General features: G+C 63.8%; 8 protein-coding genes. All 8 read left to right on the top strand.

What is annotated here, in order from left to right:
* Positions 1-83: 83 nt before the first annotated feature.
* Positions 84-1121, top strand: coding sequence for a flagellar motor switch protein FliM (fliM, locus tag KBB36_RS19435; protein WP_290985022.1), 1038 nt, complete (start codon positions 84-86; stop codon positions 1119-1121).
* The gene (locus KBB36_RS19440) at positions 1121-1681 is read left to right on the top strand and encodes a DUF6468 domain-containing protein (protein ID WP_290985025.1); all 561 of its coding nucleotides are present in this window, start codon (positions 1121-1123) and stop codon (positions 1679-1681) included. Before fliM ends, KBB36_RS19440 begins: the two co-directional genes overlap by 1 nt.
* Before the next feature lie 2 nt (positions 1682-1683).
* A complete protein-coding gene (locus KBB36_RS19445; protein ID WP_290985028.1) occupies positions 1684-2652 on the top strand; it encodes a hypothetical protein in 969 nt (322 codons plus the stop codon).
* A gap of 169 nt (positions 2653-2821) precedes the next feature.
* On the top strand, positions 2822-4222 hold the full coding sequence (locus KBB36_RS19450; RefSeq protein ID WP_290985031.1) for a DUF1217 domain-containing protein: 1401 nt from the start codon (positions 2822-2824) through the stop codon (positions 4220-4222).
* Between the two features lie 65 nt (positions 4223-4287).
* Positions 4288-4656: a response regulator gene (locus KBB36_RS19455; RefSeq protein WP_290985034.1), complete on the top strand. Its 369-nt coding sequence runs from the start codon at positions 4288-4290 to the stop codon at positions 4654-4656.
* A gap of 481 nt (positions 4657-5137) precedes the next feature.
* Positions 5138-8557 carry a hypothetical protein gene (locus tag KBB36_RS19460; protein ID WP_290985037.1) on the top strand — a complete coding sequence of 1140 codons (3420 nt, stop codon included), beginning with the start codon at positions 5138-5140 and terminating at the stop codon, positions 8555-8557.
* 212 nt (positions 8558-8769) lie between these two features.
* Entirely contained in the window at positions 8770-11412 is a 2643-nt protein-coding gene (gene alaS, locus KBB36_RS19465; protein ID WP_290985040.1) for an alanine--tRNA ligase, read from the top strand.
* Between the two features lie 6 nt (positions 11413-11418).
* Positions 11419-12432: cyclic nucleotide-gated ion channel (locus tag KBB36_RS19470; RefSeq protein ID WP_290985043.1), on the top strand; the 1014-nt coding region annotated here is incomplete at its 3' end.

The following is a 12432-nucleotide window of genomic DNA, read 5'->3' on the forward strand; positions in this document are numbered from 1 at the left end:
CGGTGGCGCCGATCAAGATCAATGATGTGCTGTTCAAGGAAATGCTGATTCAGTGACACGGATCAGGGAACTGGAACCGGACAATGGCTGATACGGGCGAAGATGGCGGTGAATGGGGCGGCGGCGGCGGCGATGCCGGCGGCGGCTCCACGCGCATTCTCAACCAGGATGAAATCGACAGCCTGCTTGGCTTTGATGCCAGTGTAGAGGATGATGCCGACAAAGCCGGCATACGCGCCATTATCAATTCGGCGCTGGTTTCCTACGAACGTCTGCCGATGCTTGAGGTGGTGTTTGACCGCCTCGTGCGTCTGATGACCACTTCCTTGCGTAATTTCACCTCCGACAACGTCGAAGTTTCGCTCGACAACATCACCTCGATCCGCTTCGGCGATTATCTCAATTCGATTCCGCTGCCGGCCATCCTGAGCGTGTTCCGCGCCGTGGAATGGGATAATTACGGCCTGCTGACGGTCGATTCCTCGCTGATCTATTCCATCGTCGACGTGCTGCTGGGTGGCCGTCGCGGTACTGCCGCGATGCGCATCGAGGGCCGGCCCTACACCACTATTGAGCGCAACCTGGTCGAGCGCATGGTGAATGTGGTGCTCGACGACATGCGCGCCGCCTTCGAGCCGCTGGCGCCGGTGAATTTCTCCTACGATCGCATCGAGACCAACCCGCGTTTCGCCACCATCGCCCGGCCCGCCAACGCCGCCATTCTGGCCCGCCTACGCGTGGATATGGAAGATCGCGGCGGCCGGCTTGAACTGATGCTGCCCTACGCCACCCTGGAGCCGGTGCGCGAATTGCTGTTGCAGATGTTCATGGGCGAGAAATTCGGCCGTGACTCGATCTGGGAAAACCATTTGGCCACCGAGCTTTGGTCCACCGATGTGGAGATCGAAGCGGTGCTCGACGAGCAGGTGATGACGCTGGGCCAGGTGATGAACCTGGAAGTGGGCAAAACCATCATGTTCAACGCCGCGCCGGAATCGATCATCATGATGCGCTGCGGCGGCGTGCCGATGGTGGAAGGCCGCATGGGCCGCATGGGCAATAATATCGCCATCAAGGTTGATCGCGCATTGAAGCGGCAGATCATCGTGGAGGGCATCTGATGAACGTGATGCTGATTGTCGAGATTGTGGTGGTGGTGCTGTTGATCGGCACCTTCGGCATGTGCCTGGTGCTCAACCGGCGGCTTGGCAATCTGCGCGCCAACCAGGATGAGATGCGCCGGCTGATTGGTGAATTCGACAAGGCCCTGGCCAAGGCGCGCCATGGCGTGGCCGATTTGAAAGCCGTATCCGCCGCCGTGGATGGCGCGCATGAGGAACGTATGAAGCAGGCCAAGGCGATCCGTGAGGAACTTGGTTTCATGATCGACACTGCCGACCGCTTGGCCGACCGGCTGGCCGGCGAGGCCGCCAGCAACCGGCCGCTCAAGGCCGAGCAGGCCGCCCATGCCGAACGCGCCGTGCCGGCCCGCGCCGCCAATGTGGCCGCCGCCGCCGTGGCCGCCGCCGCTTCCGCCGGGATGCAATTCCCGCCCAAGCGCGCCGCCAATGCACCGCAATCGCCGGCTGCGGCCGGTGACACCGGCGCGGGGCGCTTCAAGGTTGAGCCGCGTTCCGAAGCCGAGCGTGAATTGCTCATGGCCTTGCGGCAGGCGCGCTGATCATGACCACTGATAATCCCAGCCATCGCCGCCCCGGTATTCCGCCCGCCGCTGCTGCCGCCTATGCGGCCATCGGCCGTTCAAAGCCGGCACAGGCCAAGCCGGCCGCGCAACCTGCGCCGCCGCTGGCAATGCCGGCGCAGGCCGCCCGCCGCAGCATCACCAGCCGGGTGCGGCTGCTGCCGCTGACCATTCTGGCCGTGGCCTTGCTGCTTGGCCTTAAGGTCGGGGCATTGTGGCAGGGCAGGGAGGCGCTGTTTGTCACCCCGGCCGTGGCCCAGGCGCCCGCACCTGCGGGCCAGACTCCGGCGCCGGCGAACCAGCCGGCCGCGCCATCCTCGGCGCAGAGCCGGGCGCAGGCCAATGCCCAGGCCGCCGCGCCGCCGGGCACGCCGCAGCCAGGCATGGCGCCGGCCGGCGCCAATTCCGGCCTGTCTGCGCTGGCGGATCGTGATCCCACCACCTTCACCCGCGCCGAGATCGAATTGCTGTCCAATCTGGCGCAGCGCCGCGAACAGCTTGAGCAGCGCGCGCGCGAGCTGGATTTGCGCGAAAGCCTGCTGGCGGCGGCGGAAAAGCGCATTGACGAGCGGATTGCCGAACTGAAGAAGCTGGAAGGCAGCATCAAGCAGATCGTGCAGAGCACCGACAAGCAGGAAGATGAGAACCTGCGTGGCCTGGTGAAAATCTACGAAACCATGAAGCCGGAAGAGGCCGCGCGCATCTTCGCGCAACTGGATAGCGGCGTGTTGCTGAATGTGATCGAGCGTATGAAGGAAGCCAAGGTGGCGGCGGTGATGGCCAAGATGGAGCCGGCCATGGCGCAGGATCTGACCGTGCGGATGGCGACGCGCAAACAATTGCCGGCCAATCTGAAGGCGGCGGCAGGCGGCCAGGCAGCTCCGGCTGCGGCCCGGCCTGCGACGCCGCAGGCGGCCAATCCGGCCGGGCAGAACCGGCCCGGTGGTTAACCTGCGGGTTGGCTTGTTAACTAATTCTTAGCAAATGGCGACTATCGTCTGGTTGAGGCCTTTTCCATCCATGGTAATATTGCACCAAACGTGGTAACAATATTTCCTGGTTAGCAGCTCAGAACGATGCTGCATCCGGAACCGGTGAGCACGCAGGAGGCGGGCGAACATGGCGTCGATAGAAATTCCATCTGCATCTAGCAGCGGCATCTCGCCGTATACGCTGTATCGTCGTCTGCAACAGACCGCCGAGCAGAATGCCAACACCACGCCCAGCACCGCCACCCAGGATGCGGTGAACAAGCAGTTGCTGGATGTGCGCAATTCCACCATCCGCATGCGCAACACCCAGGCCAAGGCCGATAACGCATTGGTGGTGTCTGACTCAGCCTATTTCCAGAATCGTGTTGCCGGTGCCACTTCGGTCAGTTCGCTGATCAATGACGATCGCGTGCTGCGCGTGATCGCCAATGCCAATGGCCTGGGCGAGCTTTTCACCTTCAACAAGCAGCGGCTCAAGGATGTGCTGCTGAGCGATCTGAGCAACCCCAATTCCGTGGCGCGCCAGGGCACCACCAAGGAACTGGAACTGGCCAAGAAGTTCAATCTCGGCGCCACTGGCGGCCTGGTTGATACCAATGGCAATACCGTGACCGTGGATGCCACCGGCAAGGTGCAGAATAACGGCAGTGGCACGCCACTGGAAGCTGGCTTGGTCAAGCTGAAGAATCTGGTGCTGAATGCCAGCGGCGCGGTGGCGCTCAATCCGGATGGTTCGGTTCTGCAAGTGGGCAAACTGGCAGAGAAGGTCGCCACCGACTTTTCCAAGGCCAAGACCAAGGCGCTGGAAAAGGAACTGACCCTGCCGGCCACCAGCGGCAGCAAGGCCTATGAATTCGACGGCCCGGAATTCCAGCGTTTCCGCGCCCGAACCGACATTCAGCGCGAAGAAGAATATTTCAAGGCCAACATCAAGACCATCAAGTCGGTGGATGACTTCTTCAACGACAAGCGCCTGTTGCGTTTTACGCTGGCGGCCTATGATCTTGAATCGGAAGTGACCAATACCGGCAAGATTCGCAAGATTCTGGAAAGCGATCTGACCGATCCCGACTCGCTGGCCAACCGCTTTGAGGATACCCGCTTCAAGCAGCTTGCCGCCGATTTGAACATGGGCGCGCTGAAGGAAGTGCTGCTGAAATCCGAAACCACAGTTAAAAACATCATCACCAAATACGAGCGGGTGAAATACGAGCAGTCGCTGGATGAGCAGGCGCCCGGTGTGCGTGCCGCCATCGAATTCAAGCGCCGCGCTGCGAACATCACCCAGACCGTGCAATTGCTGGGCGATTCCGTGCTGCGCGAAGTGATCACGGTGGCCAACAACATCCCGAAGGAACTGGCGATTCAGGAAGTGAGCAGCCAGGTCACGGCGCTGGAACGCAAGGTGGATGTGAAAAAATTCAAGGATTCGGCCGAGGTCGACAAGATGGTGATGCGCTATCTGACCAATAAATCGGCCGAAAGCACCGGCGGCAGCGGCAGTTATCTGCTGGGCCTGTTCGGCTGAACCGGCCGCCTGTGACCGCAACACCGCCGCCTGTTTCGCCTGCCGCGCCTGCCGGGATTCTGCATTTGCCGATTTTGGTGGTGGATGATCATCGCCCGATGCTGCGCCTGGTGGAAGCCCATCTACAGGTCATCGGCTTCACCGATATCGAGACCGAGCATGATCCTGCCGCCGCATTGGCCCGGCTGCGCCGACGGCGCTATGGCCTGATCCTGTCGGATTGGAACATGGCGCCGATCAGCGGCCTGGGGCTGCTGCGCGCGGTGCGGGGTGATCCGCAGCAGGCTGACACGCCTTTCATTCTGATCACGGCCGAGGCGAACCCGGAAAATGTGCTGGCGGCGAAGGCGGAAAAAGTGTCGGGCTATATCCTCAAGCCGTTTGACGCTGCCCAGCTCAAGGCCAAATTGATCGGCGTGCTGGGGCGTTTCTGAACCCTCCTTTAACCCCTGCGGTTATAGGGTCCGACTCCCTTGTTAATGGATCCGGGATTGGTCCAGGCAGGCCGCCGGCTAGGAGCAAATCGCAGCGCGTAGTGGGGCTACGGGCAAGATTTGCGACAACGTCCGGCGGCCTGCCTGGACCAACCCCTGCGGGGCGGTGTGCTTTTCTTGCCTGGCGGCGTCGGCAAGCCTCACCGATGCACCGCATCGCTTTCGGCTTGCCTCCTGGCCAGGCAAGAAAATCACGCCGTCACGGACCCATTAACAAGGGAGTCGGACCCTAAGCTAAATCCATGCTACAAAGGGGCGAATCGGATTTTTGCGGCAGGAGAACGAGCGCGAGAGCATGAGTGGCGCGAGCAGGTGGCGGGAGCTTCCCGCCGGCCCGGTATGGCAAGGCGAGGCAGAACGGCGGCGCGATAAGCGCCGGTTCCGGCTGCTTTGCCGTGTTTCGCTGCTGGCGCTGCTGGTGATGGCTCAGCCGCTGGCGCTGCTGGCCCAGGTTATGCCCGGAACTGTGCCGCCGCAAAGCAACACGCCGCCGATTGGCCAGCCGGCGCAGAGCACCCCGCAGGGCATTGCCACACCGCCGCGTTTGGCCCCGGCAGCTCAGCCGCCCGCTCAAAGCCCGGCGCCGGCGGCCCCCGCCTCCCGCCCGGCTGCTACTCCGGCGGCAACGACCCCGGCGGCTGCAAATGCTGCTGCACCGGTGCGGCTGCGCAGCGGCGAACATGCCGATTACACAAGATTGGTGTTCGATTTTCCGCAGCGTGTGGAATATAGCCTGAGCCAGGAGGGCAGGGCGGCCAGCCTGCGGTTCCAGGATGCGACGCCGATTGATCTGGGCCGCCTGCCACAGCGCCCGCCGCGCTGGGTCAGCGGGTTGTCCACGCAAGCCGAGAATGGCGCCAATATTGTGCGATTCACCATGCCGGAAGGCTCGTCGGTCAAACATTGGCGCGATGGTGGCAAAGTGGTGGTGGATGTTGGTGCGCCGGTAGCCAATGCGGCCGCAGCATCCGCACCAGCGCCAGCAGCCCAGCCCGCCCAGCAAGCACAGGCTCCGGCAGCCCGCCCGCCCGTGCAGCCGGCCCCGGCTCTGCAAACCGCAGCGCCTCAAGCCGCTGCACCTCAGGCCGGGGTTCCTCAAGCCGCTGCGCCCCAAACTCCGGTTCCTCAAGCCGCGCCGCCAGTTGCGCCGCAAATTCCGGCCACGCAGATTCCCGCTGCGCGCCCGGCAGCGCCCATGCCTGCCCAGCCCGCAGCCGCACCCGCCCAGGCCCAGGCCCAGCGGCCAGCGGCCACCCCGCCCAATACCGCTCAGCCGACGCCACAGCCGGGCAGCCTGCCCTTTGCCCAGCAGGCGCCAGCCTTGCCGGCGGCGGCCGGTGTGCCGGCGGCGGCGCCTGTGTTGCCGGTGCAGGCTGCTGCGCCGGAAAACCTGATGCCGCCACGCCCGACCGGGCCATTGAGCGGCGATCCGCTGGTGCCGGTGGTGGATTCCGCGCGTACCGGGCCGTTGCTGATTTTTCCGTTCAGCCGGGTTTCGGCGGCGGCGGCTTTTCTACGCAATGGCTATCTTTGGCTGGTATTTGACCGCCCGGCGCAGATTGACCTGCGCCCGATCACCACCCGCGACTGGAATGGCCAGATCAGCGATATCGAACAATTGCCGATCCCCAATATGACCGTGCTGCGCCTGGCGGTGCCGGCCGGCACCACCACGGCTTTCACACGCCGCAATGCCGGCTGGTCGATTGCCATCAACACGGTGCAGCCCGATCAGATGCGGGCAGAGAATGCCGAAGGTGAGGGCGGCAACGCTGCGCCAGCCAATCCGAGCGGCCGGCTGCCGCCGATTGATGTGCGCCGCCTGCTTGATTCAGATGCCGGCGCCAAACTTTTCTTTGCGGCCAATGATCCATCGCCGCCGCTGCTGGTGCCGGATCCCGATGTGGGGGACAGCATCACCGTGGTGCCATTTGCCGGCGCCAATGGCGGTGTGCCGGAACGGCGCGATTTTGTTGAGGCCACGGTGTTGCCGAGTTTTCAGGGCCTGGCGCTGGAGCGCAAGGCCGAGGCTTTGGAAGTGCGGCGCTATCCGCGCGGCATTGAGCTGGCCTCCAGCAATGGCCTGTCATTGTCGGCGCCGCGTGGTGCCGATCCGCGCCGCGGCGGCAATGAGATTTTTGATTACAACGAATGGCGCAAGGCGGAAGGCGCCGGCATCCTGGAGCAGAAGCAGAATATGCAGCGCCGGGTTGGTCTGGTGCCGAATGCGCAACGCGGCAATGCGCGCATGGCGCTGGCGCAATTCTATTTTGCCAATGAACTGCATGCCGAGGCGCTGGGTGTGCTGGCCAAGGCGCGGCAGGAGAATCCCGAACTTGAGCGCGACAAGCGCTATCGCGCCATGCGCGGTGTGAGCAATCTCAAGCTCGGCCGGGTCAATGATGCCGCCACCGATCTTGACTCGCGCGTGTTCGACGACGATCCCGATGTGCTGGCTTATCGCGGCCTGCTGGCGGCGATGCGCGATGATTGGCCTTCGGCGCGCAAATCCTTCAGCCAGGCCGGCGCGGCGGTGAACCGCTTCCCGCCTGATGTGCGTGGGCCGCTGCGTCTCGCGATGGCGCGGGCCTGGCTTTCGGGTGGTGACGTGGCCGGCGCTGAGGCTGAGATCAAGGCGCTGGAGAATGACCAACTCAGCCGTGGCCAGGCCGCCGAGGCATCCTATGTGCGCGGCCTGCTGGCGCAGGCGCAGAACAAGCCGGACGAGGCGATCCGGCACTTTGATCTTGCCGCCGCCAGCGGTGATCGCAAGGCGCGCGCCTATGCCGAATATGCCAAGATCGAATTCCTGCTGGCGCGCAAGCAGCTCAGCAATGCCGAAGCCATCGACCGGCTGGACGGCCTGCGTTTTGCCTGGCGCGGCGATCCGTATGAATTCAACCTGCTGCGCCGGCTGGGTGAATTGCAATTCGCCAGCGGCGACCTGCGCGCCGGCATCGGCACTTTCCGCCAATTGGTGAAATACTTTCCCAAATCGGCCGATATCCCGTTGCTGACCAAGCAGATGAGCGATGAATTCGCGCGCCTTTTCCTGGATGGCGGCGCGCAATCGATGCCGCCGCTGGCAGCGCTGGCGCTATATTATGATTACCGTGAACTCACCCCGCCCGGCCCGGAAGGCGACGAGATCATCGGCAAGCTGGCGGATCGGCTGGTCGGGGTTGATCTGCTCAACCGCGCCGCAGAATTGCTTGAACACCAGATTCAATATCGCCTGCGCGGCGAAGAGCGTGCCAAGGCCGGCGCACGGCTCGCCGTGGTCAACCTGCTGGATCGCAAGCCGGAAGCCGCGCTCAAGGCGCTGCAAGGCACCGAGGCCGGTGGCCTGCCGGGCAGCCTGGTGCAGGAGCGGCGGCTGTTGCAGGTGCGCGCCCTGGCCGATCTTGATCGTTTCGCCGAGGCGCAGAACCTGCTCGGCAATGATGGCAGCGCCGAAGCCCGCGGCCTGCGCGCCGATATCCACTGGCGCGCCAAGGATTGGGTGGCGGCGGCCCGCGTCATCGGCCAGAATCTCGGCAACCGCTTCAGCGACCCGGCGCCGTTGCAGCCCGAGGAACGCAAGCAGGTGTTGCAGCTCGGCGTGGCGCTCTCGCTCACCAACGACATTGCCGGCCTCGAAGACCTGCGCAAGAAATACCAGGACAAATTCAACGGCACACCCGATGCCGAAACCTTCAACGCCATCGCTTCCACCATCGCACGCGGCACCGGCGACCCGCGCGAACTGGCCTCGGCCATCGCCCAGATCGGCCAATACGAAGCCTTCATGAGCCGCTACCGCGAGCGCGTCGCACGCGGCGGGATTACCGCGATTAATTAATCTTAGTATTCACCGGGCTCATAATGGGGCACTTGCCCCATCCTCCCGAAACACCCCATGAACATTTGCCCTGGACAGGGCTTGTCTGGAAGCGGTAAAAACTGCGGTCCCGCTTGTGGTCGCCGTTGCGCGCTGCTGGTGGGGAAAAGCTATGTGTGGCGGGCATTTGGCCCGTCTGTCCGCAAGTTCGCATATCAGGGGAAGCCAAGCGTATGACCACCTCCGCCAGCGATATCCGCCAGGCCTTCCTGGATTATTTCGGCAAAAACGGCCATGCCGTGGTGGAGTCATCGCCGCTGGTGCCGCGCAATGACCCGACCCTGATGTTCACCAATGCCGGCATGGTGCAGTTCAAGAATGTGTTCACCGGCCAGGAGAAGCGGCCTTATAGCCGCGCCGCCACGTCGCAAAAGTGTGTGCGCGCCGGCGGCAAGCATAATGATCTGGATAATGTCGGCTACACCGCGCGCCACCACACCTTCTTTGAGATGCTGGGCAATTTCTCGTTCGGCGATTATTTCAAGGAAGAGGCCATTCCGCTGGCCTGGAATCTGATCACCAAGGAATACGGCCTGCCCAAGGACAAGCTTTGGGTGACGGTGTATCACGACGACGATCAGGCTTTTGATCTGTGGAAGAAGGTGGCCGGCCTGCCGGATGAGCGCATTGTGCGCATCGCCACCTCGGATAATTTCTGGGCCATGGGCGATACCGGCCCCTGCGGCCCGTGTTCGGAAATCTTCTACGACCATGGCGACAAGATCTGGGGTGGCCCGCCGGGCAGCCCGGAAGCCGATGGCGACCGCTATATCGAAATCTGGAATCTGGTCTTCATGCAGTTCGAGCAGGTGACCAAGGAGCAGCGTATCAGCCTGCCCAAGCCCAGCATCGATACCGGCATGGGCCTGGAACGCATCACCGCCGTGATGCAGGGCAAACACGACAATTACGATATCGACCTGATGCGCACGCTGATCGAGGCCTCGGCCGAATTCTCCAAGGCCCATGCCGATGGCGACCACAAGATCAGCCATCGCGTCATCGCCGACCATCTGCGGTCTTCCTGCTTCCTGATCGCCGATGGCGTGCTGCCCTCCAATGAAGGCCGCGGCTATGTGCTGCGCCGCATCATGCGCCGCGCCATGCGCCATGCCCAGTTGATGGGCTGCAAGGAACCGTTGATGCATCGCCTGGTGCCGGCCCTGGTCGGCGCCATGGGCCGCGCCTATCCGGAACTGGGCCGTGCCGAGGCGCTGATCGCCGAGACGTTGAAGCTGGAGGAAACCCGCTTCAAGCAGACCCTGGAGCGTGGCCTCAAGCTGCTTGACGAAGCCAGCACCGGCATGAGCAAAGGCGACATGCTGCCCGGCGAAGTGGCCTTCAAGCTGTATGACACTTTTGGCTTCCCGCTCGACCTGACCCAGGATGCGCTGCGGCCGCGCGGCATCGGCGTCAATCTTGATGGTTTCCAGGATGCTATGGCGGCGCAGAAGGCCGAGGCGCGCAAGGCCTGGGCCGGCTCGGGCGAGGCCGCCACCGAGCGTGTCTGGTTTGAGATCAAGGAAGAGCAGGGCGCTACCGAATTCCTCGGCTACGACACCGAAACCGCCGAAGGCCGCATTGATGCGCTGGTGGTGGATGGCGCCCGGGTGGAGATGGTGGCGGAAGGCCAGGAGGTCACGCTGCTGCTTAATCAGACGCCGTTCTATGGGGAATCCGGCGGCCAGATGGGCGATAGCGGCCGCATCGTCACTGCCAGCGGTGCCGAAATTGAGATTGCCGACACGCAGAAGAAACTGGGCGCGCTGCATGCCCATATCGGTCGCGTCAGCAAGGGTAGCGTGAAACTGGGCGATCTGGCGCAGCTTTTTGTGGATCACAGCCGCCGCAGCCGCATCCGTGCCAACCATTCCGCCACGCATCTGCTGCATGCCGCTTTGCGCCGCCGCCTGGGCGAGCATGTGACGCAGAAGGGCTCGCTGGTCTCGCCCGACCGGCTGCGTTTCGATATCAGCCATCCCAAGCCGATGCTGGCCGAGGAGATCGCGGTTGTGGAAGCGCAGGTCAACGAGATCGTGCGCCAGAACAGCGATGTGGTCACCCGCCTGATGACGCCCGACGAGGCGATTGCCGCCGGGGCCATGGCGCTGTTCGGCGAGAAATACGGCGACGAGGTGCGCGTGCTGTCGATGGGCAAGGATGGCGAGCAGGATTTTTCGGTTGAGCTCTGCGGCGGCACCCATGTGCGCCGCACCGGCGATATCGGCCTGTTCAAGATCCTGGCCGAAAGCGCCGTGTCGTCCGGCGTGCGCCGCATCGAGGCGCTGACCGGCGAAGCGGCACGCAGTTATTTCGCCGAGGCCGAGCAGACCCTGCGCAGCGCCGCCGACGTGCTGAAGGCACCGCCGCGCGATGTGCCGGCGCGGCTGGGGGCGCTGCTGGAGGAAAAGCGCAAGCTGGAGCGCGAGCTTTCCGAATTGCGCAAACAACTGGCGACAGGTGGCGGCAGCGGCGGGCCGAGCGTGCGTGAGGTTAATGGCGTGAAATATGCCGCCCGCAAGCTGGATGGTGTGCCGGCCAAGGATCTGCGCGGCATGGCTGATGCGATCAAGAAGGAGATCGGCTCCGGCGTGGTGCTGTTGCTGTCGGTGGTGGACGGCAAGGTTTCCGCCGTGGTGGCGGTGACCGACGACCTGACCGGCCGTTTCAGCGCTGCCAACCTGATCAAGCAGGTGACGCCGGCGATTGGCGGCCAGGGCGGCGGCGGCCGGCCGGATTTTGCCCAGGGCGGCGGCGCCGATCCCAGCGGCGCCGAGCAGGCATTGGAAATCGTTGCCCAGGCACTCGCGGCCTGACGGGGCATGACAGTGCTGGCGGTGTGGCGTCGGCGCTGCTTCGACCTGCTGGCGGATGGCCGCGAGACACTCTCGCTCGGCCATCATCTGGTTTCCGGGCTGATTTTGGCGGCTGTGCTGGTTTGCGCCGCCGCGATCTTATTGGTGACACTGCCGAGCCTGCCGCCGCAGCAGGCTTATTGGTTGCACCGCGCCCGCGAAACCACCGATCTGCTGTTCACGTTGGAATACGTGCTGCGCATCTGGATGGCGCCGGAATATGCCGGCGACCTGCGCATTACGCCGCGCATCATGCGGCTGCGCTATCTGCGCTCCTATGCCGGCATTGTCGATCTGCTGGTGGTGCTGCCCTACTGGGTCAACCTGCTGCTGCCTCTGCCGCAGGATTGGTATCTGGTGCTGGAGATGCTGACGCTGTTCAAGCTGGTGCGCTATGTGCCCGGCCTGGCTTTGGTGGCGAATGTGCTGCGCAATCAGGCGCGGCCGCTGGCGGCGGGGTTTCTGGCGCTGGGCGTTCTGCTGGTGGTCGCTTCCAGCGTCATGTATGTGCTGGAACACGAGGCGCAGCCGGAGATTTTCACCTCGATCCCGCATAGCCTGTGGTGGGGCATCGTCACCATGGGCACGGTCGGCTATGGCGACATGGTGCCGCTCACGCCGCTGGGCCGGTTATTTGGCGGCTTTGTCATGCTGCTTGGCATCGCCATGTTCGCCATTCCCACCGGCCTGCTGGCTTCCGGCTTTGCCGACGAGATCAAGCGGCGCGAATTCATCGTCACCTGGCGCGCCGTGGCGGCGCTGCCGGTCTTTGCTCATCTCAACGCCGCCAATATTGCGGAAATCGCCGCGCTGCTGAAGCCGCAGGTGGTGCCGGCCGGCACCGTGATTGTGCGCCGCGATGATCGCGCCGAGGCGATGTTCTTCATCATGGCGGGAGAGGTCGAGGTGGATATCAAGCCGCAGCCGGTGGTGCTGGGCGAAGGCCAGCATTTTGGCGAGGTGGCCTTGCTGCGCCATACC

Origin of the sequence: Ferrovibrio sp. (assembly GCF_017994015.1) — a bacterium.
Taxonomy (GTDB): Bacteria; Pseudomonadota; Alphaproteobacteria; order Ferrovibrionales; family Ferrovibrionaceae; genus Ferrovibrio.